The organism is Pantoea sp. CFSAN033090 (assembly GCF_001264395.1).
In the GTDB taxonomy this organism is placed as follows: Bacteria; Pseudomonadota; Gammaproteobacteria; order Enterobacterales; family Enterobacteriaceae; genus Pantoea; species Pantoea agglomerans.
Genome location: NZ_LGYX01000001.1, coordinates 33,616 through 59,575, shown reverse-complemented (window position 1 = coordinate 59,575; position 25,960 = coordinate 33,616). Strand labels below are relative to the sequence as shown.

Here is a 25,960-nt window from a genome sequence, read left to right as displayed (position 1 = left end):
ATATGACGTAATGGTTAAAGCATTGCTGCCTTCGTATGCCTCACTCTATACTGACAGTCCGTTCCATTTTTTTTGAAACAGGTTTAACAAGGTGCGCGATGTCCTCTGCTGAAAATGATAAACAGCCCGATTCCGTCTCTTCGGTACTTAAAGTGTTCGGCATTCTGCAGGCGCTGGGTGAAGAGCGCGATCACGGTATTACTGAGCTCGCGCAGCGCGTGATGATGTCAAAAAGCACCGTTTACCGTTTCCTGCAGACCATGAAGTCGCTGGGTTATGTCACGCAGGAAGGTGAGAGCGAGAAGTACTCACTGACACTGAAGCTGTTTGAACTGGGCGCTAAAGCGCTGCAGAACGTCGATTTAATCCGCAGTGCGGATGTGCAGATGCGTGAGCTTTCGCGTCTGACCAAAGAAACCATTCATCTGGGGGCGCTGGAAGAGGACAGTATTGTCTACATCCATAAAATCGACTCCCTCTACAACCTGCGTATGTATTCGCGCATTGGCCGTCGTAATCCGCTGCATACCACCGCAATTGGGAAAGTTCTGCTCGCCTGGCGCGATCGCAGCGAAGTTGAGGAGATCCTGCGGGATGTCGAATTCAAACGGAGCACGGCCAATACGCTGTTAAGCGCGGAGGCGTTGATTACGGCGCTGGATCAGGTAAGAACACAGGGCTATGGTGAAGATAACGAAGAGCAGGAAGAGGGCTTACGCTGCCTCGCTGTGCCGGTGTTTGACCGTTTTGGCGTGGTGATTGCGGGACTGAGCATCTCTTTTCCCACCATTCGCTTTTCAGAAGATGCCCGCCAGGATTACGTGGCCATGCTGCATCGGGCGGCGCGTACGCTCTCCTCAGAGATGGGCTATCACGACTATCCGTTCTGAAAACAGCGGGCCATGTGGCCCGCTGTTTTGTTAATTATCGATCACTTCTCCGCTTTTCTTCAGCAACGGACAATCAGTCACACCCACCACGCCACTGTCAGTATGCAGATACTGCGCACTGATCACACCGCGAGCGGTCAGATAGCTGCACTGCAGGCCAAGGCCGGCTGCATTTTTAGTACTGCCGGTTAATACGCCATAGCCGGTAAACAGCATCGCCAGCCAGATCACCGCCAGCAAGCCTACCGTACGAATAAACAGTTTCATTATGTCTCCTTGTGAAAGATAACTCAGCGCTCCACCTGGTGCCGCCGGTTATGATGATATCAGCATGCCTCGCTTTTCTGGTGGGATCGATCAGAGATAACTGAAACGGCAAATTCTGCATTGATGTTAACCCCATTATCTTTTGCGATGGCGACAGGTAGAATGGGCGGTTGCCATGTTCTGGCGTTTCCACTGAGTTTTACGAGGCAGTTATGAATGAGTTAGCCGCAAATTCGGGCCCACTGGTCAGCTATGGCCTGCTGGTCATTATTTTGATTGTGGCGTTTATCGCCTGGTTCTTTGTCAACCGCGCCAGCGTGCGCGCCGGTGAGCAAATCCGCTTACTGGAATCTTTGCTGGAAGAGCAGAAGAAACAGAATCAGCTGCTGCGCCGTCTGATTGAGATGCAGCCAGGGGCAGAGAGTAAAAAAACCGATGACGATCGCGAGAAACGCGACTTTATCCGGTTGATTCCGGAACGATAATCACAGCAGAGAGGCGGGATGGTCTGGAAAAATCCGTGGTATGACAGCAGCAAAGCGCATCACACGCCCGAGGGATTCTGCAATCCTGAACCGGAACGGCGCAAGCCGGGCGATCTGCAGCGCTGGCGCAGGGATCGCAAAGCGCAGGGGCTGCCGCTGCCACCGCAGCAGGGCTACAGGGCTTTCACCGAACAGTGGTGGCAGCCCGCTGATATCAGCGGCAGTGACGATCGCATCTGGTGGCTGGGCCATGCCGCCGTGCTGCTGCGACTGAACCAGCAATATATCCTGATCGATCCCGCACTCTCGTCACGCGCCTCGCCACTCTCTTTTGCCGGGCCGCAGCGAAAAACGCCCGCACCGCTTAGCATCGCTGATCTGCCGCGTCTGGATGTCGTGCTTATTTCACATAACCATTACGATCATCTTGATCGGCCGACGGTTAAAGCGATCGTCCGGCGTTTTCCGCAGGCGACCTTCATTGTGCCGCTGGGCCTGGAAAAATGGTGCAGGGCGCGGGGCGTGAAACAGGTCCATCAGCTCGACTGGTGGCAACAGTTTACTGTCGGCGACCTCTGTTTTGATGCGGTGCCGGCACGTCACTGGAGTATGCGAACGCCGCGCGATCGAAACCGTTCGCTCTGGTGCGGCTGGGTCGTGCGTTCTGCCTCCGTGCGCTTCTGGTTCTCGGGCGACAGCGGCTACAGCGATAGCCTGCCGGAGATTGCTGCCCGACTCGGCCCGTTCAGCCTGGCGGCTTTGCCGATTGGCGCTTATGCACCTGAATGGTTCATGGCGGGCCAACATATGAATCCCGATCAGGCGGTGGCGCTATGGCAGGCAGCAGGCAAGCCGCTGACGCTGCCCATCCACTGGGGCGTGTTCGAACTGGCCGATGAGTCGCTGGATGCACCACCCAAAGAACTGGCGGATGCGCTGCTGCGGGCAAACGAGCAAAAGGGCGGTTTCGCACCGTGGCGAATAGGCGAAAGCCGCGGGCTGAATAAGGATGCCCAGGAATTATCCTAAAACCTCAGAGTTAAAACAAAAGCCCGTTTTTATTATCTGATATCAATTTTTCAAATCAAAAGTTAAATTCTTAATAAGTAAAATCGGGCTCAATGCTTTTATTTGGAGCAGGACGACTGTCTGGCTCCTGCTTTTGGTGCAAAAAAAGTGTTATCTGTACGAAATAAAAGGCGCTGTACAGGATTGACGCCGGATTATTGATATTTTCAACTTTTCGCGCTTCGCTTATTCATTCTGTTATTGCCATATTTGTGAAATATTAATTTCTTATGGTATCCATTGGGTTAGACCCGGCAACAGAGGCCGGAGAGGGGTCTGGCCAGAGAGCGGGCTTAATTTGCATCGGCATTTGTAAACGCCACAGAACAGGCAATGTGAGCCTTCTGGCAATTATGTGCGCAGGCTGGCTGAGGCCCTTAAAAATGGCTTGCCATTGTTTTTAGGATATGTGATAACAAATCCTGAGTTAAACGAGGTACAGTTCTGTTTATGCATGGCATCTTCTGTAAAGAAGTCTGTAAAGAAGAACGAGTAAAGACGTTGACGTTGAATACCGCTTCCTTGCCGAACCTTAATTAGTGCCTCATGCAGTAATGTCTCTGGTTTTTCTGTACGACAGCCTTCGGGCTAAATAAACATCTAAAGGAATTTGCAAAATGGCAAAGATTAAAGGTCAGGTTAAGTGGTTCAACGAGTCTAAAGGTTTTGGTTTTATCACCCCTGCTGACGGTAGCAAAGATGTGTTCGTACACTTCTCCGCTATTCAGGGCAATGGTTTCAAAACCCTGGCTGAAGGCCAGAGCGTTGAGTTCGAAATTCAGGACGGCCAGAAAGGCCCGGCAGCCGTTAACGTTACGGCTATCTGATTCAACTCCGCCTCGGTGCATTGCACCCTGACATGAAATCTCAAAGCCCTGGCTTCTCAGCCGGGGCTTTCTTTATGCTTCCGATGCGTAAACGTTAAGGTTACACTGCGCCGCGTTATCTGATGCCGGAGCACCCTATGTCCCTGATTTGCCCTCTTTGTCACTCTCCTCTCGCCTTTACTTCGCGCAGCTGGTGCTGCGAGAATCGCCATCAGTTTGACCAGGCGAAAGAAGGGTATGTCAATCTGCTGCCCGTTCAGCATAAACGGTCGCGTGAACCGGGTGACAGTGCAGAGATGATGCAGGCACGACGCGAATTTCTTGAGGCAGGCTACTACCAGCCGCTGCGTGATCGGGTCGTCAGCCTGCTTGCGCCCGCGCTGAGCCAGCCGGAGTGCAAAATCCTGGATATCGGCTGTGGCGAAGGTTACTACACCGCCGCACTGGCTGACGCAGCAGGCGAGGCCGGGCAGGTCTATGGGCTGGATGTCGCCAGAATGGCGATCCGGCTGGCAGCAAAGCGCTATCCGGCGGTGCGCTTCTGCGTCGCTTCCAGCCAGCGCTTACCCTTTGCCGATCACGCCCTGGATGCGGTTGTCCGAATCTACGCACCCTGCAATGAAGCGGAACTGGCGCGCGTGCTGAAGCCGGGTGGCCTGGTACTGACCGTGACACCGGGCCCGCATCATCTGCAGCAGTTCAAGGCGCTGATTTACCGCGAAGTGCAGTTGCATGTGCCGGAGCAGAAAGCGTATCCCGGATTCCACCAGGTGGCGCAGCAAGCGCTGCGTTACCCGATGGCATTAACCGGCACAGCCGCGACGACCCTGCTTCAGATGACGCCGTTCGCCTGGCGGGCGCGTGAAGAGGTCTGGCAGACCCTGCAGCAGAGCGAGCAGTTCAGCTGCGACGCAGACTTTACCCTGACTGTGTGGCAGCGCGACTAGCGCGCCTCGACCAGGGTGTTATAGATGCGCTCCAGATCGTCGAGTTGCTGCACCGCGATCAGCAGCCGACGCTGTTCCAGCTGAATCACCAGAATGCCATCCTCAGAGAGATTCATGCCCTGAATTCGCCGGTAATCGATCCAGACACCGGCGTAAAACAACCCCTCACTTTTCATCAGCAGCGTTGGCTTTCGCAGCCAGAATAGCCAGAACGCCAGAAAACTCAGCACCATCAGCAGTGAGGTGGTGAGCTGCGGGCCGTGATGGCTGACGTTGTTCCACAGCAGGATCAGCAGCAGGCCGATGAAAATCAGGCTATCCAGCTTATGCTGCCTGCGCAGCGCAACCCGTAAGCGGGTCGGACCGTGGCGACGCGGCAGAATCGCCTCGTGATAAATGGCAAACCCCATCAGGGCGGCAATACAACACGCAATCAGCGCGTCGGTTAATGACATCACATCTACCTCAAACAGGGTGAGCTCAGCCGGTTGTGGCTCAGCTCACCACGCTTAAAAGCCGGGAGCGCAGGCTCCCGGCCGGGTGAAATTACAGACCGAGCAGGCCGATCCAGTAACCAAAGATACCGATAGCAAAGAAGCCGACGATAATCCACAGCGCGTTCACTTTACGGCGTAACAGCCACATACAGCCAAAGGTCAGCAGCAGCGGCACCACGCCCGGCATCAGCTGATCGAGGATCGACTGTACGGTGGTGACGGTGGTTTTACCGGTCGAGTCGGTAATACGTGACACCACCAGCGGAATGTTAACGTGTGTCCACTTGTTGACCAGCGCCCCCATGACAAACAGGCCGAGAATCGACGCGCCCTCCGTGAGTTTCTGCAGGAAACCGCCGCCCATATCACTGACGATATCTATCCCTTTGCGATAGCCATAGGCCACGCCGTAGTAGCGGGTCAGCAGACGTGCCAGGTTAAACAGCACAAAGAAGAGCAGCGGACCCAGCAGACTGCCACTCATGGCGATACCGGCTCCCAGCGCGGCAAACACCGGGCGCACCGTACCCCAGAAGATCGGGTCGCCAACACCGGCTAGGGGTCCCATCAGGCCGACTTTAAGGCCGTTAATCGCGCCATCGTCGATCGGGGCGCCGTTAGCACGCTGCTCTTCCATCGCCATAGTCACGCCCAGAACCGGCGCGGCCACATAAGGATGGGTATTAAAGAACTCCAGATGACGCTTGATCGCCTGCTTACGATCATCATTGTTCTCAGGATAGAGACGGCGGATCACCGGCACCATTGAGAAGCAGAAGCCCAGCGCCTGCATGCGTTCAAAGTTCCATGAACCCTGGAACAGATTAGAGCGCAGAAAGACGGCGCGAACATCACCGGGTGTCAGTTTCTTTTCGACTTTCGTAATATCAACCATGTGCTCACCTGTTCCTTAATCGAGTTCGTTATCAAGATCGTTTGCGGTCGCAGCACCTGTTGGTGCTCCCGCCACACGGTTGTATTTCGGGCTGAGCTGAATGTAGAGCACCGCCATGACCACGCCAATGACGCCCAGCGCCACCAGGTTAAAGTTGGTGAAGGCCGCGGTGACGAAGCCCAGGTAAAAGAACGGCATCAGGTAGCCTGCGCGCATCATGTTGATGACCATCGCATAACCGACCACCACAATCATGCCACCGGCGATATTCAGGCCGTTGGTCACCACGTCCGGAATAGAGCTGAGTAAGGCGTGAACCGCACTGGTGCCGACCGAAATCGCCACAATCAGCGCCGGGATAGCGATACGCATCGCCTGTAACAGCAGGGCAGAGACGTGGATCCAGGAGATGGCCGTGAGGTTACCTTTCTCTGCGGCTTTGTCAGCCGCATGCTGGAAGGCGACGGTCAGCGTACGCACGATAATGGTCAATACCTGTCCGGCGGCGGCCAGCGGAATCGCCAGCGCAATACCGGCACCCACACTTTGACCGCCAGCGATAACCAGGATGGTCGAGATAATGGAGGCGAGGGCGGCATCAGGCGCAACGGCGGCACCGATGTTCATCCAGCCCAGCGCAATCATCTCCAGCGTACCGCCGATAATAATGCCGGTTTTCATATCACCCAGCACCATACCAATCAGGGTACAGGCCACCAGGGGACGGTGAAACTGGAACTCATCCAGAATCGACCCCATACCGGCAATACAGGCGACAATAAAAATCAAAATAATTTGTAGCGAGGTTATTTCCATCATACTTCTTGTCCTCAGCAGGATAACCAGGAGCCCGGAAACGCAGGCGCATAAGTGCTTCTGTTACGCGTTAACTTTTGCAATCAGATCCATCATTTTCAGTTTCTGGTCACTGGAAACTTTACGCACTTCCAGTTCAATATTGCGTTCATTGAGTTTGCGGAACGCGGCAATATCTTTTTCATCGACCGAGACCGCATTATTGACCTGAGTTTTCCCCTGGCGGAACGCCATTCCGCCGATGTTGACGGTTTTAATATCGACACCCTGTTCCACCACGCGCAGTACATCGGTGGGGTTGGTAAACAGCAGCATCACGCGATCCTGACCATACTTCGGGTTGTTCCACACCCGCACCATCTTATCAACATCCACCACATGGGCCGTGACGCCGGGCGGAGCAACCTGTGTCAGCAGGGTTTTGCGCACATGATCGTTGGCCACTTCATCGCTGACTACGATAATGCGCTGAACATTGGTCTCTTTGGTCCAGCGCGTTGCTACCTGCCCATGAATCAGACGGTCATCAATGCGTGTCAGCCCGATTTTCATGTGGTCACCAGGCGCCATCGGCTTAGCCGGTTGCACCGCAGCGGCCGGTTTCACCGCGGCTGGCGCCGGCGCTTCTTCTTTGGCTTTCAGGGCTTTGACGCCTTCACGGCCGGTCTCCACCGCCACGGCGACCAGCTCGTCAAAACCGGGATTGTCATCGCGCGCCATCAGGGTTTCGACCAGCATCGGGATATTGACCCCGGCTATGACCTCATACTGCGGTTTGTCGACCACGATGCGACTGGCCGCATTAAACGGACTGCCACCCCAGGTATCAACTAAAAACAGTACTCCCTGCGTCGTATCAAGTTCTGCCAGTCGTGCCTGATATTTTTCAATCAGCGTTTCTGCATTTTCACCGGGGACAAAATCTATCCAGCCGACATTGTCCTGCTCGCCCAACAGCATTTCTGCTGTTTTCAGCAGTTGTTCCGCTGCCCAGCCGTGTGTACCAATTACTATCGCAATGGTCACGTGCTACCTCCGTTCGCTAGAGATGCTCATCTGAGTCAATGAACTGTATTGAAGTGCTTTGATGATCTGTTTAACCGGATGATTCGAATTATCGGTATAGCGTCGAAAAAACATGGGTTAACTACGTCAAGGCGGTAAAGTCGCGATTTATTTTAGTGATCGAAAAAATAAATTATGTGATGTCTGTCAGCTATTCATCCTGTGAAGCGGCCAGTAACCCTTTTTATGCGCCTGATCATCCGTCAGGCAGATTGTAAAAATAAGAAAATTTTTTGACGCAATTCGCCGACCTGATACATTAACGTTCTGTTTATTACTCAGGAGTAACGGGCTTCAGCCCACCTTTATGGATCGTCACCGACGTCGCTTAATCTGTTCTTTGCGCCTGCTGGCGCGTCACCCTTCGCCTCACGGCGTTTTCACCGCTTTCCCGACTACCTGCATGTCACGCATTGCTGCGCTGATAAGCGGCACCGCGATCTGTTCCCTGTTCTGGAGTCATAAATAATGGAATTTTTATTCGACCCCTCAATCTGGGCGGGTTTACTGACGCTCGTGGTGCTGGAAATCGTACTCGGCATTGATAACCTGGTGTTTATTGCCATCCTGGCCGACAAACTGCCGCCGAAGCAGCGTGATAAAGCACGCCTGATTGGCCTGTCACTGGCGCTGGTCATGCGTCTGGGTCTGCTGTCGCTGATCTCCTGGATGGTGACGCTGACGACGCCTCTCTTTAGCGTAGGCGGTTTCAGCTTTGCCGGTCGTGATTTAATTCTGCTGGCGGGTGGTCTGTTCCTGTTGTTTAAGGCGACCATGGAGCTGCACGAGCGGCTGGAGAACCGGCAGCTCGACGGATCCGGTAATCGGGGATATGCCAGTTTCTGGGCTGTCGTGACGCAGATTGTGGTACTGGACGCCGTCTTCTCGCTGGATGCTGTGATTACCGCCGTGGGTATGGTGAACCACCTGCCGGTGATGATGACCGCCGTGGTGATTGCGATGGGTGTGATGCTGCTGGCTTCTAAGCCGTTAACCAACTTTGTTAACGCGCATCCGACTGTAGTGGTGCTTTGCCTGAGCTTCCTGCTGATGATCGGTCTGTCGCTGGTGGCAGAAGGCTTTGGTTTCCATATTCCTAAAGGCTACCTCTATGCGGCGATTGGCTTCTCGATTCTGATTGAGCTGTTCAACCAGGTTGCACGTCGTAACTTTATCCGCCATCAGTCAAATCGCCCGATGCGTGAACGCACCGCCGAAGCAATTTTACGCCTGATGGGGGGCCGCAACCGTGCCCAGACCGCCAGCAATGGCAACACCAGCAGCAGCGAAGAGGCTGCACTGGCGGAAGCGATGCCGCAGGAAGCGTTTAAAGATGAAGAGCGCTATATGATTAATGGCGTGCTGACGCTGGCTTCCCGCTCGATTCGCAGCATCATGACGCCACGCGGTGAAATCTCCTGGGTCGATGCGAATCGGCCGGTAGATGAGATTCGCGGTCAGCTGCTTGATACGCCACACAGCCTGTTCCCGGTCTGTCGGGGTGAACTGGATGAAATTGTCGGCGTAGTGCGAGCCAAAGAGCTGCTGGTGGCGTTGGAGCACGGTGTGGATGTGGCGACCTTTGCGGCCAATACACCGACTATCGTGGTGCCGGAGACGCTGGATCCGATCAACCTGCTTGGCGTGCTGCGTCGTGCCAAGGGCAGCTTCGTGATTGTCACCAATGAGTTTGGTGTGGTTCAGGGTCTGATTACGCCGCTGGACGTGCTGGAAGCGATTGCGGGTGAATTCCCGGATGAAGATGAAACGCCCGATATTATTGCGGATGGTGATGGCTGGTTAGTGAAAGGGGGGACCGATCTGCACTCGCTGCAGCAGTTGCTCGACTTCCATGAACTGGTCGATCCGACAGAAGACCACGCCTCGCTGGCGGGCCTGCTGATTGAGCAGAAAGGGCAGTTACCGCTTCCTGGCGATGTGATTGATATTACTCCGCTGCACTTCCAGATTATCGAAGCGACCGACTACCGTATCGATCTGGTGCGTGTCACTAAAGATAAACCGCATGATGAGGATGAAGAGGGCTAATCGTTCTCGTTGATGCAGCGGCGCTGCCGGGCTTACCGGCCGCGCTGAATTCTCCGACAGCCGCTGGCTCATTGCCGCGGCTGTTTTTTTGTCTGTGGCGTAAGGTCATCAGGCAGGGCGAAACGGGGCTCAGGCGATTGTCACCTGCGGGCATCAGCCTGATGCTGCGCCAGCCACGCCGGGAAGTCCTGCAGCGGCATCGGGCGGGCAAAATAGTAGCCCTGCAGATGATCCACACCGCGTTCGCGCAGATAGGCCGCCTGCTCAGCTGTTTCCACGCCTTCGGCCACCAGACTGATATTCAGGCGCTGGGCCAGCGAAATCACCATATCCGTCACCGTGGCATTAATCGCGTCAGTGCCGATGGCTGCGGTGAAAATCTTGTCGATTTTCAGCACATCTGGCTGCAGATCTTTCAGGTAGGAGAGCGAGCTGTGGCCGGTGCCAAAATCATCAATCGCCAGCCGGACACCGATGTCGTGCAGTTGCGCAATCACCGACTGGTCCACGACCGGCAGGGCATCGCGCTCGGTGAGCTCCACCACCAGTTTCGGCACCGGATTGGCAGGCCACCACAGGTTGTGCAGATCTTCCAGAATGGCGTGGTCGCGGAAGTGGCTGGCGGCAACGTTAATGGCGATATGGAACGCGGGATCGTCGGGCAGCTGCGGTAACTGACTCACCACCTCATTCAGTACAAAGCGCGTCAGCGGTTTGATCAGGTTCTGTCGCTCGGCCAGGGGAATAAAGACATCCGGGGCAATCCAGCCCTGACGGGGATTATGCCAGCGCAGCAGTAACTCAATACCGTCGCACTCACCACTTTTGGTGTTGATCAGCGGCTGGCAATAAACCATAAACTCACGGGCCGTAATGCCATAACTGATTTGCCAGCTCAGGCTCATACGATTTGCGGTCGCCAGCCAGACGATGTAACCCATAAGCAGACTCAGCAGCAGCGCCAGCGGGAGCTGTGAGGGAAGCGTCGCCAGCGCCAGGCGGGTCGGAGAGGGGCCATAGAGAGTAAGCGTAAACGGATAGCGCAGCGAGCCCTGCTCATAGCTCACTTCGTCTTCAGACGGCACCGTGGGCTCGATCAGTGGATTGCCATACTCCAGGCTCTCTCCATTGACGTTAAAGACAGCGCGTTCCACCCAGGGCAACTGCGGCTCCAGCAGATAATTGCTCATCATTTCGATGTTGATCACCTGCAAAATCCCGGAGCGGTTATCCAGGCTCTTTGGCGTCCACAGCAGTAAAATGGGCGAGCCTTTCAGCAGGTACTCATCGGTTGCCAGCGTCATGCGCTGACTGTTAAAGGCTAAGTCAGGGTAAGTCTGGCTAAAGGGGATGGTGCGCGGCCCGTAGATACTGGAGCAGTAGAGCACGTCGTTATCCACCAGCAGGATCGCCCGGACCGTCTGCAGGGAAGAGATTTTTTCGATGAGTGGAAAGCGAACATCCTGACAGGGAACGCCGACCAGACCCAGCGTATTATTGGCTGAAACCTCCAGCGGTGAAAACATCCGGTCAAACCGCATAATCGCTTTATCGGCGAAATCCATCGCCTGCTGCTCGATACGTGACTTCTCTTCGATATAGCGAAAGGCCAGGGTTAATATCAGCACCACGGTGGCGATCGACAGCGCTATCAGCACACGCTTGCGTCTGAATTGTCCAACAGATTGCTGGGCCATAAACATCTGTATTCACCTTCCCAAAAAGCCAGTAAAAAGCAAAACACAACGGGGTGAGTATCGGCACGGTCAGATCAACATTGAGGCCGGAATGCAGAAAAGCAGGTCTGGAAAGTTGCGTAAGCCGGACGGCTGCGCGGAAATCACTCTACCGGTTAAACCTGCGCTGAGATAGCGCAGGATGCGGATTTTATTACGTTTGCACGTTTTTTAGTCAGTTAATCGTTTCGCTTAATCACACTGAACTTTAATCGCCAGACCGCCACGCGAAGTTTCACGGTATTTGGCGTTCATATCTTTGCCGGTTTCATACATTGTCTCGATAACCTTATCCAGCGAGACGCGGGGTTCGCTGGTGCGCCTAAGTGCCATGCGCGCCGCGTTAATCGCTTTAACCGAGGCGATAGCATTGCGCTCAATGCAGGGCACCTGAACCTGACCGGCTACCGGGTCACAGGTCAGACCAAGGTTATGTTCCATGCCGATTTCAGCCGCCACGCAGACCTGCTCCGGACTGCCGCCCAGCAGTTCAGCCAGACCGGCCGCCGCCATAGAACAGGCGACACCCACTTCACCCTGACAGCCCACTTCCGCGCCTGAAATAGAGGCGTTCATTTTGTACAGCACGCCGATGGCGCCAGAGGCGAGGAAATAGCGCAGGAAAATGTCAGGTGTCACTGGTTCAATGAAGTGATCGTAGTAAGCCAGCACCGCAGGCACGATACCGCAGGCACCGTTAGTTGGCGCGGTCACCACGCGGCCTCCCGCGGCGTTCTCTTCGTTAACGGCCAGCGCATACATATTGATCCAGTCGATAACAATCATCGGATCGCTGGAGTGCTTGTCAGAGGAGGTCAGCAGGCGACGCAGGGAGGCGGCGCGACGCGGCACGCGCAGTGGCCCTGGCAACACGCCTTCGGTATTCAGACCGCGGTCGATACAGGCCTGCATCGTCTGCCAGATGTTAGTGAAATAGGCATGGATCTCATCGCGGCTGTGCAGCGCCAGCTCATTTTTCATCACCAGACCTGAGAGTGACAGGCCGGTTTCACGACAGTGAGCCAGCAGATCTTTGGCGGAGTGGAACGGCCAGGGCACAGAGACTTCATCCAGTGCCGACTGCCCGAAGTGCTCTTCATCAACAATGAAACCGCCGCCAACGGAGTAATAGGTTTTTGACAGGATCAGCAGGTCGCCCGCAAACGCGAGCAGGCGCAGGCCATTTTCATGCAGCGAGAGGTTCTCACTGCGAAATACCATGCCGCCTTCGCGCGGGAAATCCACTTCGTGTGCGCCTTTCGCCAGCAGCAGTCGCTCACGCTGCTCAACATCTTTAATAAAGGCGGGGATCGCATCGATATCCACCGTATCCGGCGATTCACCCGCCAGACCCATAATAATGGCGATATCAGTGTGATGGCCTTTGCCGGTCAGAGAGAGAGAACCGTAAACATCCACGGCGATGCGGGTGACCTCCTGCAGCTTTTCCTGTTCGCACAGCAAGTCCACAAACTGTTTACCTGCTTTCATCGGGCCGACAGTATGCGAACTTGAGGGGCCGATGCCCACTTTGAACATGTCAAAAACACTAATCACAGGTGACACTCCTCACAATTATTCTCAGTCTGCCGGGGCAGTTTATGGCGCCCATAGTAATGGTCATGCACCAGGAAAGAGCAGCTTTTCGCATGAAATAAACTTATCAAAACGGATAGAAAAAATTATAGCGCAGCGCGCCAGTAACCTGACGGGCCGGAGAGAGAAAAACGAGAAAGGTCTCAGAATGCGATCTGAGCACTCAGTGATCGGATAATACCCGCGGTCATGCCCCACACCAGATAATCCTGATAGCGCGACAGCCAGACCGGGTGGCGAACGCCAGCCCGATGCACCTCCAGCGCGCTGTAGCGGCTGAGCTGCAAAGCCTCGGCCAGCGGCATCTCAAAGGCGCTGCTCACCTCATCCGGATTAATCGTTAATCGCAGATCGGCCGGAATGATCCCCAGTACCGGCGTCACCTGAAAGCCGGTGCTGCTGGTCACGGCGGGCAGAGCGCCTAATACCTCGACCTGATGCGGCTCAATGCCAACCTCTTCCTGTGCTTCACGCAGTGCTGTGGCGATGAGCGATGCGTCAGTGTCATCCTGCATCCCGCCGGGAAAGGCGACCTGTCCGGCATGTTTGCGCAAGGCGTGTGAGCGCTGCGTCAGCAACAGACCGGGTTCAGGCCGTGCCACAATCGGCACCAGCACCGCCGCATGGCGCCCGGATAGCAATTGTGTGCTGCGGGCTGGCTGCTGCAACAGAAAACGGCTGCGGAAATCATCAAGCGTCAGGGCCAACTGAACCTCCGGTTTGTTCCAGTGCCGGTAAGATCCGGCTGACTTTGTCGAGTGTTTCCTGATACTCCGCTTCGGGATCGCTGTCTGCAACAAGCCCACCGCCCGCCGCACAGTAGAGCTGCTGACCTTCAGCGATCAGCGTGCGAATGGTGATGCTGGTATCCATCCGGCCACACAGGCTGAGATAACCAATGCTGCCGCACCAGGCATTGCGCCGCTGCGGCTCCAGTTCATCAATAATCTCCATCGCCCGAATCTTGGGCGCACCGGTAATCGAGCCGCCCGGAAAACAGGCGCGCAGCAGATCGGTGGCCTGCAGGGTATCAGGCAGTTGCGCCCGCACCGTGCTCACCAGGTGGTGTACGGCGGGGAAGGGTTCAACCACAAACAGTTCAGGCACCGTGACCGAGCCGGGTAGCGCCACGCGGCCAATATCGTTGCGCAGCAAATCGACAATCATCAGGTTTTCGGCCCGATCTTTTTCTGCATGGCGCAGCGACTCAGCCTGTTGCGCATCAGCAATCGGATCGTCACAGCGTGGCCGGGTACCTTTGATCGGTCGGGTTTCGATCTGCTTATTATTCAGCGACAGAAAGCGCTCCGGCGACAGGCTAAGGATTGCGCTCTCCGGCAGACGCAGAAAAGCGCTGAACGGCGCGCGGTTAGCTGCGTTGAGTATACTGAACGCCTGCCACTCATCACCCTGGTAACCGGCCTGAAAACGCTGCGCCAGATTAACCTGATAACAGTCACCCGCCTGAATATAGGCCTGAACCGCCGCAAAACGCGCAGCGTAATCTTCATAGCTGAGGTTGGAGCGCCAGCGGCTGGTCAGTGAAAAGGGTGCGGCCTCGCGCGCAGGCCATTGCGCCAGCCAGGCGGCGCGTTCTTCTGCGTTCTTTAACGCCACCAGCGTCAGGGTCTGCTGATGATGATCGGCAATCAATGCCCAGTCATAGATACCCACCGCCATGTCAGGCGTGGTGAGATCGGCTGCGGCCTGCTGAGGCAGCGACTCGAACCGGCGGCCCAGATCATAACCAAACAGGCCCAGCGCACCGCCCTGAAACGGCAGGGCATCGCTGGCAGCCGGCGTCACGCCCAGCGCATCACACTGCTGCTGCACCAGCAGCAGGGGATCGGCGGTTGATTCGGTCGTGCCGGTCGGGTCGCTGAGGATAGTCATCGCACCGCGGGTCACCAGGGTGGCGCGGGGATCGGCGGTCAGAATATCAAAGCGGTTGTCACTGTGGTTCGCCTGCGCGGAGGAGAGCAGCATCGCCCAGGGCAGATGGGCAATCGGGGCAAAACGCTGAGTCAGCGCATCCGGGGTATAATCAAGACTGAGGGTTTCAACAATCATCGGGCAGAGAAATCAGAGAGCAAAGAGGCGGTCAGACTGCCATATTTTTTCCTGACTGGCACCTGTTAGTTCCGCGTGGGATACTGTCTGCCCCAACGCAGGAGTGAAACATGTTTATAGGAATACCGGCTCTCTCTCATGAGCAGCAGCAGCAGGCCGTCGAACGTATTCAGGAATTGATGGCGGGAGGTTTGTCGAGCGGTGAAGCGATCACCCAGGTGGCGCAGGAGATCCGACAAAATTTCAAGGGCGAACGGATTCGGGCGCTATTCGAAGACGAAGATGAAGAAAACGAAGAGGAATAACGCCCGGCGTTTTAACGTGCAGCGATAATTTTAATTTCGATTTTGTACTTCGGATTCAACAGACCGGCCTGTACCGTGCAGCGCACCGGCGCATTACCTGGAGAGACCCATGCGTCCCATGCGCGGTTCATCGCAGGGAAATCGGCCTTATCCACCAGAAACAGCGTCGCATCAAGGATTTTGCTTTTATCGCTACCGAGCCGTGTCAGAATCGCATCAATCACTGCCAGCGCATTGGCTGTCTGCGCTTCTGCATCGGCATCCAGATTCTCAGGCACACTGGTGTAATAGATCGTGTCGTTGTGGATCACGGCTTCGGACATACGGTGTTCCGGGTCAATGCGGGTAATACTCATCGGTTTCTCCCTGGTTAATTGCGCATTAGCCTGGCACACTCCCGACATCGCTGTCACCCCTTACGCTTTACAGGCAGCGCTCAACAATCGCCTGTCTGTCCGCCATCACCTGAGGCGCCATCCGGAAAGTCGTGAAATATTTCACCTCAGCCCCTTTTCGGCGGGGCGACACATCCGCAAAAATCGAATCTTCCCAGGTAAAAACGCTGATCTCGCTGCCGTTGGGCTGGGTGTGGGTGGTGTTATCTCTGGCAATGACGCTGGTGGTGGACCAGCCGCGATAAATACAGTCGCTGAGCTGAGGGACGGTGCGGGTGCTTTGACCCTGAAAAACAGGCTGCTGCAGACGAGCCTGATCAGGCGTGGGTGCCTGGCAGCCACAGAGCAGCAGCACGCCAGCCAGAGAGCCGATGCGGAAACAGTTCATACATTCCTCCGCCTGAGTCAGGCAGTCGGGTTAAGGCCATCTGTTTTACACCGCCTGAACGGCAATGTTAAACCAGTCTCAGCACGTCAGCCTACGGGTGCCACATCCCAACGGTAAGCTGATTTAATCATTATAATCCGCGCGTTTGTTTACTCGCTGCGTTCCTCTGCATTTGCTAACTGCATCACACTGTCTGCATCATGATCATGAGCCGCGGACGTTGTCACTGTTTCAGCCCTGCTGCACTAAAGCAGCATAAAGCGTCGAAAGAGCGGGAGAAGTGAGGGCACGCGCGGCATAAAAATGTTATAAAACAGCAGATAAATCGCGCTACGGATGAGGATTCAGGCATGGCGAATACGCAGTATCTTTTTTGGGTGATGGTCGGCGCACTGACGCTGCTGTTTATTGTGGTTTCGGCATTTGTTGGATTGTCCCGTGGCAGTAAGCAGGGCTTTATTACCTTCGCTATTCTGTTCATCGTTATGCTGGCGGGCGCGTTGTACGTCCGCTTATAAGCAGGTCGCAACAGCAGCGTCGCTAATAATCGTGATATCAGGTCACCAGCCAGAAACAGATAAACGCCCTGTACCAGAATAAGCCGTATCTGGCTGAGCGGCCTGCTTTATTTGCCGCTTTTTATCTGGCCAGTGTTGAATCACCCTGCTATTGCTGCTCAAAAAACTCACCATGCAAGGGTAGCGCTTACTGCGAAAATCCACCGTGATATTGATGGTGAGATCCTGCGGCGCCCCATCTGAACGTCGTCTGCGTTATGTTCTTCTCTGGATTACCCGCTAACGGCTCGATATGTCTCCCCGCCAGCACGCCCATCTGTCCAGGCGGCGCATATCTGATAAAAAGTATTCGTCCAGCAGGCATAAATAACGTTATTTTTGCTAGCCGCTAGCCGCTAGCCGCTGGCCTCTGAAGTGAAGATGTAATAAGCGACATCAGCGGGGGCGATTCCTTCAACACGTTTTTGTGCAATACCCTGTTTTACAGATTCTGGAAAACGCAGGTAAATACGGTTGTCTTCACTGAATAAGGCTTTATCTATCTCTATCCCGTCATCTTTGAAACAGGATGCATAGGTGTCCCTGAATATTTTACTGACATTATCGATATCTCTGCTGAGTAAAATGACTTCATTTTTTTTCAGATAGTTGCTCTGAATGTTTTGACTCGCTGCAGGGTGGATTAAAAACGTTGCGCTGGGTAATGTTTCCCTTTGCGCCCCTGAGCAATAAATCAGGGTGGCCGCCGAACCCGTCATTGCGGCATTGATGGTTTTTATCGGAATCCTTGACCCCCTGACGGCCTGGCCGCCCATATAGCCAGCTTCCATATCACCGCCAAAGCTGTTTATATAAAGCGATATTTCTTTTACAGCAGGGTAACTTGCATTAATATCATCGATGCCTGCCATCAATTCTGCCACTTTATTGCCATTAACCTCGCCAATGTAAACAATTTTTGCCGATTTTATCTCTTGTGCCTTCAGGGTGTTATTCATCACCACTGACGTTTTTGCTATGCAGCAAGCCGAAGTGACGCCAAATAATATAAAAGTGAAATAACGCACCATAAAAAACTCCATTTAAGGGTATGACGCTGTCAGTTTAAGGATCAGTAATGTTTAAAAAGAAAATAGCCCGTTGTAACTTCCAGGGTAATGATATAGAAGATGAGTACGATGAATATCAATAATAAACTCGCTCTGGCGTAGTTTTTCTTTGAACGTTTAGTCCTTCGGTTTAAGGACCAGTAAAGCAGCATGAAAAAATTTAATACGGGTATGCCGGTTAAAATTAATGTGACAATCCAATCCCATAGGGAGACATCATCGACGTGTTGATTATTTTCCACAGTGTTTTTTACGCTATGTGAGTGGTGGAGTAACGACGTTAACTGCTACGACGTGCAGATCATTTCCTGACAGCTGACGAGTTTTTATTGATTCGCTGAGGATAAACGTCAGACCAGTCTGGTTGTTCGCCGGACATAATCGCGCGCCGCTGTGCAGGGCTGATTCCCTGGTTTATATGCGGCATGACAGGTTCACTATGTTGACCAACTGGGTTAAGTTTGACCTCATCGTTGGTAACGCAACCGCTCAGCGTCAGAATCACTAAGCTATACCGGGGTAATTTAGGGAACAATGATATTTCTCCTTGTTGAGGTAATGGTGTCCATTTTGACGGATAGATGCAACAGGGTAGCAACAGCCAGATTACATCCCATTTAACTTATAATATAAAACCCCACTTCATTTACATTAATGGATATCTTTAGCGAGATAGTCTTAAACGGCCTTTTAAAGAGGACGGATGCCGTGGGGCATGGTTTCTATTGTGATGTGACTCATCCGGCGACAATTTTTTATTGCCTGTGAGAGATAACAGAACGCCTGAATTTTTAATTACCTCTCTACCATCTGTTAAGTCAGCGTGGCTGCATCAGAGGAAATATTCAATCCGCTAATGCTCACAGGTTACGTTTAAATTCTGTCTCTTTTATATCAGGGATTTTTTCTTATAACAACATAACGATGTTTAATGCTACTCCTGTTGAGTTTTTATTTAATGTTACCTTTCTTTGTGCATAATTGTGCTTTGAATCGCATCATTAACTTTTCGTGTCCCTGTATTATAGGCAGTTAAGTTCCGGCCTTTTATTCATTAAACGAGTAAGAGGTTTTTTTGAAAACACAGTTTTTTCAGCGGCGAATTATTAAACCCGCTATCAGACTGACGTCAATGATAACGCGGCTGGGGGAGGCGAATGGGCATCCGATTAACCGGTACGCTATCAGCACCGGCTGTGACGCAAGGCTGTTTCACGCAGTGGCGAAGCAGAGTCTGCGGCAGCGCCCGCATTTCTGATATCTTTTGCGAGCCTTGCAAAACAGATGGCAGGAGTAAGCTACACTCAAAGGGCATAGCAAAATTGCTATCTGACACCGGAGGAATTTATGTCTGAACGCCCTGATTACGATGAGCCGCTGCCCGATGACGCTGAGATTTATCCTGAAGATGAGGAAGAAGATGAAGAAGAGGAACCATTAGAAAAGGATGTCTAGCGTCACCTGCATAATCTTTTATGACGCGTTATCGCGTTGCACCGCAAAACCGCCTGCGTGCAGTTTTGCGGTTTCTTACGTCGCCTGAATTTAGTGCAAAATTTCCCTCCCGGCTCGTTTCGACGATCAAAATGATAAATACAGAAAAATGAAACTCTTTTATTCAGAGAGATTGATATCAACCCTTTACTGAAGTGCTTAAAAACGTCACATCGTGATGTTTCTTAATTAAATTAACATTGATTGTAATTATAAACTCTTTATTCGTTCTGATTTTGATTTAACGCATTTTGTCACCTTGCTGATTCAGTAGTCAGCGGAATAGTATCCCTGCCGCAAATAAGCTTATAAAGCAGGGATAAAAATGAAATTACCAAAAATGTTAAGTCTGGTTGTGGCGCTTTCTACCCTCAACGTAGCCGGTGCGGCGGAACCGCACTGGACGTACGAAGGCAAAGCTGGCCCGGAACACTGGAGCGAACTGACCAGCGACTTCCACATCTGCCACGAAGGTAAGTCCCAGTCGCCTATCAATATTAAAGATCCGATTGAGGGGCATTTACAGGCACTCGATCTGGCCTACCATACGTCGGCTGAGAAGGTGATCAACAATGGGCACACGATTCAGGTGACCGTTGACGAAGAAGATGATTTTGTACTGGATAGTGAAAAGTTCACGCTGCGTCAGTATCACTTCCATACGCCGAGTGAGAACCAGATTAATGGGCACACCTTTCCCCTGGAAGCCCACTTTGTACACAGCAAAGAAGATGGCGATCTGGCCGTGGTCGCGGTGATGTTTAAGGTCGGTAAAGAGAATCCGGCGCTGGCACCGTTGATCGACGCTATGCCGAAACAGGAAAACCAGCAGGTAACCATTAATCGCCAGGTAAATTTACGCGATCTCTTCCCGGAAGATCTGCACTATTATCGTTTCAGCGGCTCCCTGACGACGCCGCCCTGCAGCGAGGGGATTCGCTGGCTGGTGCTGAAACAGCCGGTTTCGCTCTCTCAGGCGCAGCTCGACGCCTTTAAACAGGCGCTGAAAACCACCAATAATCGTCCGTTGCAGCATCTCAATGGGCGCATGATTGTAGAGTAGTCACAGCGATTTCTGCTTCCTTTCGCGGTGCGACTTTTCCACCAGGCATCCCGATGCTGCGAGAGACTCTTTTCAGGCGGCCACCTGCCGCCTTTTTCCCATCTTTCAGACGCGATCCTGAGCCACTGGTTGCCACACTCCCAACGGCTAAAAATAGATAAGCTATTGATAATTATCAATTTTGCTTTGTTGATCCAATACTGACATAATTACAGTGTTTTTGCCGTTCTTAGTGAGGGTATGTGGCAGACGATTTTGCAGTGGATGGCGCGCTGGCGCTGGCGATCGCAGGCTTTAAGCCGCGTGAAGCACAGCGTGAGATGGCGCAGGCGGTATCTGAAGCCGTAAAACAGCAGGGTGAACTGGTGGTCGAGGCCGGTACCGGCACCGGAAAAACCTATGCCTACCTGGCTCCCGCTCTGCGGGCCGGTAAAAAAGTCATTGTCTCCACCGGATCCAAGGCGCTGCAGGATCAGCTCTATGGCCGCGATCTGCCTACGATGATCAAGGCGCTGGATTTCAAAGGTAAAACGGCTTTGCTGAAAGGACGCTCCAACTACCTTTGCCTGGAACGCATGGAACAGCAATCGATGGCGGGCGGCGATCTCACCGCGCAGGGGCTGACCGATCTGGTGACGCTGCGCAGCTGGTCATCGCAGACGGAAGATGGCGACATCAGCAGCTGTGCGGGCGTGACCGAAGACAGCCCGGTCTGGCCGCTGGTCACCAGCACCAACGATAACTGCCTCGGCACTGACTGCCCTCGCTATAAAGAGTGCTTTGTGGTCAAAGCGCGTAAGCGCGCTATGGACGCCGATGTGGTGGTCGTGAACCACCATCTCTTTCTTGCCGATCTGGTGGTGAAAGAGGGCGGCTTTGGCGAACTTATTCCCGAAGCTGATGTGATGATCTTCGATGAAGCCCATCAGCTGCCCGATATCGCCAGTCAGTATTTTGGTCAGCAGCTCTCCAGCCGCCAGTTACTCGATCTCGCCAAAGATATTATTACCGCCTACCGCACCGAGGTGCGTGATGCTCAGCAGCTGCAGAAATCCGCTGACCGCCTGGCGCAGTGCGCGCAGGATTTTCGCCTGTCATTAGGCGATCCCGGCTATCGCGGTAACCTGCGTGAACTGCTGAGCGATAACAACATCCTGCGAATGTTTACGCTGCTGGATGATGCGCTTGAGCTCTGTTACGACGTTATCAAACTCTCACTGGGCCGTTCAGCCCTGCTGGATGCCGCCTTCGAGCGAGCCGCACTCTACCGTGGCCGGTTAAAACGGCTGCGGGCGATTAACGAGCCGGGCTACAGCTACTGGTATGAATGTACCTCACGTCACTTTATCCTGGCGCTGACGCCGCTCTCGGTGGCAGAACGCTTCCGTGAAGTAATGGATAATCGTAAGGCTGCATGGATCTTCACCTCAGCCACCCTGGCGGTGGATGAGAAAATGGCACACTTCGCCGAACGGCTGGGTGTGAATGCAGCAAAAAGCCTGATTCTGAACAGCCCGTTCGATTTTGCGAAGCAGGCGCTGCTCTGCGTTCCGCGCAATCTGCCTGAGCCTAACCGTCCGGGTGGTGCACGCCAGCTGGCCGCAATGATGAAGCCGCTGATTGATGCCAATAAAGGCCGCTGTTTCTTTCTCTGCACGTCGCACCTGATGATGCGTGAGCTGGCCGCAGAATTTCGCGCCTCAATGACGCTGCCCGTGCTGGTGCAGGGTGAAACCAGCAAGGGTCAGTTGCTGAAACAGTTCATCGATAAGGGCAATGCCCTGCTGGTGGCGACCAGCAGTTTCTGGGAAGGCGTGGATGTACGGGGTGATGCGCTGTCGCTGGTGATCATCGATAAACTGCCGTTCACCTCACCGGAAGATCCGCTGTTGAAAGCCAGAATGGAAGATTGCCGGATTCGTGGCGGCGATCCCTTTACGGATGTGCAGCTGCCGGATGCGGTGATCACCCTGAAGCAGGGCGTGGGACGTTTAATTCGCGATACCGACGATCGTGGCGTACTGGTGATTTGCGATCAGCGTCTGGTTTCTCGTCCTTATGGCGCGCTGTTTCTCAATAGCCTGCCGCCGACGCCGCGCACCCGGGACATTGCCCGCGCCATCGCCTTTATCCGCCAGCAACCCGAACCAGACGCGTAATTTTATGCTAAGATGCGCGCCGTTTTCTTTCTTCTGAGGTAGTCATGTCAGCCCGAATTTTAGCGCTGGATACGGCGACAGAAGCCTGTTCAGCCGCCTTGCTGAATCAGCAACAGATTGATGCCCGATTCGAAATTGCCCCGCGCGATCACACCCAGCGTATTTTACCGCTGATCGAAGAGCTACTGCTGGCACAGCAGCTGGAACTGACCGACCTGGACGCGCTCGCCTTTGGTCGCGGCCCTGGCAGTTTTACCGGCGTGCGGATTGGCATTGGTATTGCGCAGGGACTGGCACTGGGCGCTTCACTGCCAATGATCGCGGTTTCCACGCTGGCCACGCTGGCGGAAGGCGCGTGGCGTCTGCACGGTGCTACCCGGGTATTAACCGCTATTGATGCGCGGATGGGCGAGGTCTACTGGGCCGAATACCAGCGTGATGAACAGGGTGCCTGGCAGGGTGAGGCCAGCGAAAGCGTGCTGTCGCCCGAAGCGGCACTGGCCCGGATGCAGGCGCTCACTGGCGAATGGATGACCGCAGGCACCGGCTGGCAGGCTTATCCTGCCCTGCAGCAGGGACACGAGCTTACCCTGAACGCCAGTGACGTTACGCTGCCCGCTGCAGAAGATATGCTGCCGCTGGCGACCCTTGCGCTGGCGCAGGGGAAGACGCTGCTGCCGGAAACGGCGGAGCCCACTTATCTGCGTAATGAAGTCGCCTGGAAAAAATTACCTGGCCGGTAAAATGCACGCAACTTATTGTTATGCGTCCAGTCTAACTCTTTACCTAACGGGAGAACGTCTATGTCGTCAATGTGTGGTAAAGGGCTTTCAGGTCTGCTGCTGACCTGTGTGCTGGCGTTAACCGGTTGTGTCTCAATTCCTGACACGCTGCAGGGCAGCTCACCTCAGCCGCAGCAGGATCTGTTGCGGGTCATGAGCAATCCTTCGCTCTTTGTCGGGCAGGAATCTCGCTTTGGCGGCAAGGTAGTGAATGTCACTAACCTGAACGGCAAAACCCGGCTTGAGATTGCTGCGCAGCCGCTGGATGATAGCGCCAGACCGCGTCTGGGTGCGGCCTCGGTCGGTCGGATTTATGCCGATATCCGCGGTTTTGTTGATCCGGTGGATGTGAGAAACCAGTATGTGACGGTGCTGGGTACCCTTAAGGGGACAGAGCAGGGCAAAATTGGTGAAGCGGATTATAAATTTGCGGTCATCGATGTGCGCGGTTATCAGCGCTGGCGACTTACCCAGCAGGTGACAGCACCACCCCAGCCGATGGATCCCTGGATCTGGTATGGTCCGACCCGCCATCGCGGTGGATACTGGGGTCCGAATCCCTACTGGGGAATGATGAACAGTGGGCCGGCAGAGGTGCAGAGCATTCTGACCGAGTAAGTGCAAAAAACATTTAAGTATCAGCCCGGTCGCGGTGCTCGCTGCCGGGCTTTTTATTTGCCTGTTTTATCAGCACGAAATTTAGTGATGCACTTCGCAACCTCAACATGCCAAAACAGGCAAACTGGTACAATCAGTTAAAATATTGTTAACAAACCAGATTGGCTGAGGCAGCGATGGAAATACAACATAATTATCGGGGTGGATCCTTGAATAAGGTTTGGCTGAAACGCTACCCGGCAGATGTGCCTGCCGAAATAAGTGCAGATCGTTACACCTCGCTGGTGGATCTGTTTGAGCAGGCCGCAAAACGCTACGCCGATCAACCCGCGTTCCTGAACATGGGTCAGAAGATGAGTTATCGTCAGCTGGAAGAGAAGAGCCGCGCTTTTGCCGCCTATCTTCAGCAACAGCTGGGCCTGAAAGCGGGTGACCGGGTGGCACTGATGATGCCGAATTTACTGCAGTATCCGGTGGCCCTGTTTGGTGTGCTGCGTGCAGGTATGGTCGTGGTCAATGTGAATCCGCTCTATACGCCGCGCGAACTGCAGCATCAGCTCAATGACAGTGGGGCCAGTGCGATTGTCATTGTCTCGAATTTTGCGCACACGCTGGAAAAAGTGGTGGCGAAAACCGCTGTGCGGCACGTCATCCTGACCCGGATGGGCGATCAGCTGGCGCCAATAAAAGCGACACTGGTTAACTTTGTCGTTAAGTATGTGAAGAAGCTGGTGCCCAAATACCATCTGCCGGGGGCAATCTCATTTCGCCACGTACTGGAAGTCGGCGAAACGCTCAATTATCAACGCCCGACGGTCTCCAATGACGATCTCGCCTTCCTGCAATACACCGGTGGCACCACTGGCGTGGCCAAAGGGGCGATGCTGACCCATCGCAACATGCAGGCGAATCTTGAGCAGACACGCGCGACCTACGGCAAGGTGCTGCGTGACGGTAAAGAGTGTGTTGTCACCGCGCTGCCGCTTTATCACATCTTCGCCTTAACGGTGAATGGCCTGCTGTTCCTGGAGCTGGGCGGTCAGAATCTGTTGATCACCAATCCGCGCGATATCCCCGGCTTTGTTAAAGAGCTGGGGAAATTTCCGTTTACCGCCATTACCGGCGTGAATACGCTGTTTAACGCGCTACTCAACGATGAGCAGTTTAATAAACTCGATTTTTCAACGCTGCGTCTTTCTGCCGGTGGCGGAATGGCGGTGCAGAAAGTGGTGGCCGAGCGCTGGGAAAAACTGACCGGACACTATCTGCTGGAAGGCTATGGCCTGACAGAGTGTTCTCCGCTGGTGTCGGTCAATCCCTATGACATCAGCTGTCATACCGGCAGTATCGGTCTGCCGGTGCCCTCGACCGATGTGCTGATTCTGGATGATGACGGCAATGAAGTTCCTCCGGGTGAGCCGGGCGAACTTTGCATCAGCGGCCCGCAGGTGATGCTGGGCTACTGGCAGCATCCGGAAGCGACAGCGGAAGTGCTGAAAAATGGCTGGCTCCACAGCGGTGATATTGTTACCGTTGACCAGGAAGGCTTTATTCGCATCGTTGACCGCAAAAAAGATATGATTCTGGTATCAGGTTTTAATGTCTATCCGAATGAAATCGAAGACGTGCTGATGCAGCATCCTAAAGTGCGTGAAGCCGCGGCTATCGGTGTGCCCAGCGATCTTTCTGGCGAAGCGGTAAAAGTCTGCATCGTGAAAAAAGATGCATCGCTCACCAAAGAAGAGGTGCTCGATCACTGTCGCCGTCAGCTGACCGGTTACAAGGTGCCGAAAATCATTGAGTTTCGTGATGAGTTGCCTAAAACCAACGTCGGCAAGATCCTGCGGCGTGAGCTGCGCGACGAGGCGAAACCCGGCGCGAGCTGAATCCGGGCAGAAATTGAGGTTGAACGCCGGCATGT

25 protein-coding genes are annotated in these 25,960 nt (G+C 54.0%); 13 read left to right on the top strand and 12 right to left on the bottom strand.

Annotated features, from left to right (window positions below):
• The first annotated feature begins 98 nt into the window (after positions 1-98).
• The gene (kdgR, locus tag AFL22_RS00275) at positions 99-890 is read left to right on the top strand and encodes a DNA-binding transcriptional regulator KdgR (protein WP_010670769.1); all 792 of its coding nucleotides are present in this window, start codon (positions 99-101) and stop codon (positions 888-890) included.
• Between the two features lie 30 nt (positions 891-920).
• On the opposite strand, the gene AFL22_RS00270 is transcribed toward kdgR, so the two are convergent.
• Positions 921-1,157, bottom strand: a complete 237-nt coding sequence (locus tag AFL22_RS00270; RefSeq protein WP_010258788.1) for a YobH family protein — start codon at positions 1,155-1,157, stop codon at positions 921-923.
• 212 nt (positions 1,158-1,369) lie between these two features.
• Between AFL22_RS00270 and AFL22_RS00265 the strand changes: the two genes are divergently transcribed.
• The 4 genes from AFL22_RS00265 (at position 1,370) to rlmA (ending at position 4,484) form a co-directional block, all read left to right on the top strand.
• Positions 1,370-1,642 carry a YebO family protein gene (locus AFL22_RS00265; protein WP_010258793.1) on the top strand — a complete coding sequence of 91 codons (273 nt, stop codon included), beginning with the start codon at positions 1,370-1,372 and terminating at the stop codon, positions 1,640-1,642.
• Between the two features lie 18 nt (positions 1,643-1,660).
• The gene (locus tag AFL22_RS00260) at positions 1,661-2,671 is read left to right on the top strand and encodes an MBL fold metallo-hydrolase (protein WP_052270529.1); all 1,011 of its coding nucleotides are present in this window, start codon (positions 1,661-1,663) and stop codon (positions 2,669-2,671) included.
• Positions 2,672-3,327: 656 nt separating this feature from the next.
• Entirely contained in the window at positions 3,328-3,537 is a 210-nt protein-coding gene (gene cspE / locus AFL22_RS00255) for a transcription antiterminator/RNA stability regulator CspE (protein ID WP_003852684.1), read from the top strand.
• 137 nt (positions 3,538-3,674) lie between these two features.
• Positions 3,675-4,484, top strand: coding sequence for a 23S rRNA (guanine(745)-N(1))-methyltransferase (rlmA, locus tag AFL22_RS00250; protein WP_052270528.1), 810 nt, complete (start codon positions 3,675-3,677; stop codon positions 4,482-4,484).
• Here the strand turns inward: rlmA and AFL22_RS00245 are convergent.
• The 4 genes from AFL22_RS00245 to manX all read right to left on the bottom strand — a co-directional run bounded on the left by AFL22_RS00245 (position 4,481) and on the right by manX (position 7,718).
• The gene (locus AFL22_RS00245; RefSeq protein WP_022625541.1) at positions 4,481-4,939 is read right to left on the bottom strand and encodes a DUF986 family protein; all 459 of its coding nucleotides are present in this window, start codon (positions 4,937-4,939) and stop codon (positions 4,481-4,483) included. The genes rlmA and AFL22_RS00245 overlap by 4 nt on opposite strands.
• A 91-nt stretch (positions 4,940-5,030) precedes the next feature.
• Positions 5,031-5,876: a PTS mannose transporter subunit IID gene (locus AFL22_RS00240; protein WP_010260523.1), complete on the bottom strand. Its 846-nt coding sequence runs from the start codon at positions 5,874-5,876 to the stop codon at positions 5,031-5,033.
• A 15-nt stretch (positions 5,877-5,891) separates the two neighbouring features.
• Positions 5,892-6,692, bottom strand: coding sequence for a PTS mannose/fructose/sorbose transporter subunit IIC (locus AFL22_RS00235; protein ID WP_010670765.1), 801 nt, complete (start codon positions 6,690-6,692; stop codon positions 5,892-5,894).
• A 63-nt stretch (positions 6,693-6,755) separates the two neighbouring features.
• Positions 6,756-7,718, bottom strand: a complete 963-nt coding sequence (manX, locus tag AFL22_RS00230) for a PTS mannose transporter subunit IIAB (RefSeq protein ID WP_052270527.1) — start codon at positions 7,716-7,718, stop codon at positions 6,756-6,758.
• A 507-nt stretch (positions 7,719-8,225) separates the two neighbouring features.
• Between manX and AFL22_RS00225 the strand changes: the two genes are divergently transcribed.
• Positions 8,226-9,806 (top strand): TerC family protein, encoded by a 1,581-nt coding sequence (locus AFL22_RS00225; RefSeq protein WP_010260533.1) that lies wholly within the window; start codon positions 8,226-8,228, stop codon positions 9,804-9,806.
• Positions 9,807-9,946: 140 nt separating this feature from the next.
• Here the strand turns inward: AFL22_RS00225 and AFL22_RS00220 are convergent, their stop codons facing one another.
• The 4 genes from AFL22_RS00220 to pabB form a co-directional block, all read right to left on the bottom strand.
• On the bottom strand, positions 9,947-11,509 hold the full coding sequence (locus tag AFL22_RS00220; RefSeq protein ID WP_022625544.1) for a cyclic diguanylate phosphodiesterase: 1,563 nt from the start codon (positions 11,507-11,509) through the stop codon (positions 9,947-9,949).
• Between the two features lie 225 nt (positions 11,510-11,734).
• Positions 11,735-13,099 carry an L-serine ammonia-lyase gene (locus tag AFL22_RS00215; protein ID WP_010260538.1) on the bottom strand — a complete coding sequence of 455 codons (1,365 nt, stop codon included), beginning with the start codon at positions 13,097-13,099 and terminating at the stop codon, positions 11,735-11,737.
• A gap of 182 nt (positions 13,100-13,281) precedes the next feature.
• The gene (locus tag AFL22_RS00210; protein ID WP_022625545.1) at positions 13,282-13,845 is read right to left on the bottom strand and encodes a CoA pyrophosphatase; all 564 of its coding nucleotides are present in this window, start codon (positions 13,843-13,845) and stop codon (positions 13,282-13,284) included.
• Positions 13,829-15,208 (bottom strand): aminodeoxychorismate synthase component 1, encoded by a 1,380-nt coding sequence (pabB, locus tag AFL22_RS00205; RefSeq protein WP_052270526.1) that lies wholly within the window; start codon positions 15,206-15,208, stop codon positions 13,829-13,831. Before pabB ends, AFL22_RS00210 begins: the two co-directional genes overlap by 17 nt.
• Positions 15,209-15,318: 110 nt before the next feature.
• On the opposite strand from pabB, the gene AFL22_RS00200 reads away from it, so the two are divergent.
• On the top strand, positions 15,319-15,513 hold the full coding sequence (locus AFL22_RS00200) for a YoaH family protein (RefSeq protein WP_010260545.1): 195 nt from the start codon (positions 15,319-15,321) through the stop codon (positions 15,511-15,513).
• 11 nt (positions 15,514-15,524) lie between these two features.
• Here AFL22_RS00200 and AFL22_RS00195 read toward each other — a convergent pair whose 3' ends face one another.
• Together AFL22_RS00195 and AFL22_RS00190 are read right to left on the bottom strand one after the other, a co-directional pair.
• Complete coding sequence (locus AFL22_RS00195) at positions 15,525-15,869, bottom strand: RidA family protein (RefSeq protein WP_003852699.1); 345 nt, start codon at positions 15,867-15,869, stop codon at positions 15,525-15,527.
• A 67-nt stretch (positions 15,870-15,936) separates the two neighbouring features.
• Positions 15,937-16,296 (bottom strand): hypothetical protein, encoded by a 360-nt coding sequence (locus AFL22_RS00190; protein ID WP_010260549.1) that lies wholly within the window; start codon positions 16,294-16,296, stop codon positions 15,937-15,939.
• 350 nt (positions 16,297-16,646) lie between these two features.
• Between AFL22_RS00190 and AFL22_RS24180 the strand changes: the two genes are divergently transcribed.
• Positions 16,647-16,814: a hypothetical protein gene (locus tag AFL22_RS24180; RefSeq protein ID WP_010260551.1), complete on the top strand. Its 168-nt coding sequence runs from the start codon at positions 16,647-16,649 to the stop codon at positions 16,812-16,814.
• A 395-nt stretch (positions 16,815-17,209) separates the two neighbouring features.
• Here AFL22_RS24180 and AFL22_RS00185 read toward each other — a convergent pair whose 3' ends face one another.
• Positions 17,210-17,884: an ATP-dependent Clp protease proteolytic subunit gene (locus AFL22_RS00185; protein WP_052270525.1), complete on the bottom strand. Its 675-nt coding sequence runs from the start codon at positions 17,882-17,884 to the stop codon at positions 17,210-17,212.
• 1,858 nt (positions 17,885-19,742) lie between these two features.
• Here AFL22_RS00185 and AFL22_RS00180 point away from each other — a divergent pair.
• The 5 genes from AFL22_RS00180 (at position 19,743) to fadD (ending at position 25,925) form a co-directional block, all read left to right on the top strand.
• The gene (locus AFL22_RS00180; RefSeq protein ID WP_052270524.1) at positions 19,743-20,480 is read left to right on the top strand and encodes a carbonic anhydrase family protein; all 738 of its coding nucleotides are present in this window, start codon (positions 19,743-19,745) and stop codon (positions 20,478-20,480) included.
• Positions 20,481-20,722: 242 nt separating this feature from the next.
• Complete coding sequence (locus AFL22_RS00175) at positions 20,723-22,639, top strand: ATP-dependent DNA helicase (RefSeq protein WP_010260556.1); 1,917 nt, start codon at positions 20,723-20,725, stop codon at positions 22,637-22,639.
• A gap of 44 nt (positions 22,640-22,683) precedes the next feature.
• Positions 22,684-23,382 carry a tRNA (adenosine(37)-N6)-threonylcarbamoyltransferase complex dimerization subunit type 1 TsaB gene (gene tsaB / locus AFL22_RS00170; RefSeq protein ID WP_052270523.1) on the top strand — a complete coding sequence of 233 codons (699 nt, stop codon included), beginning with the start codon at positions 22,684-22,686 and terminating at the stop codon, positions 23,380-23,382.
• Between the two features lie 60 nt (positions 23,383-23,442).
• On the top strand, positions 23,443-24,039 hold the full coding sequence (locus tag AFL22_RS00165; RefSeq protein ID WP_052270522.1) for a Slp family lipoprotein: 597 nt from the start codon (positions 23,443-23,445) through the stop codon (positions 24,037-24,039).
• Positions 24,040-24,248: 209 nt separating this feature from the next.
• Positions 24,249-25,925, top strand: coding sequence for a long-chain-fatty-acid--CoA ligase FadD (fadD, locus tag AFL22_RS00160; protein ID WP_010260565.1), 1,677 nt, complete (start codon positions 24,249-24,251; stop codon positions 25,923-25,925).
• The last annotated feature ends 35 nt before the right edge of the window (positions 25,926-25,960 follow it).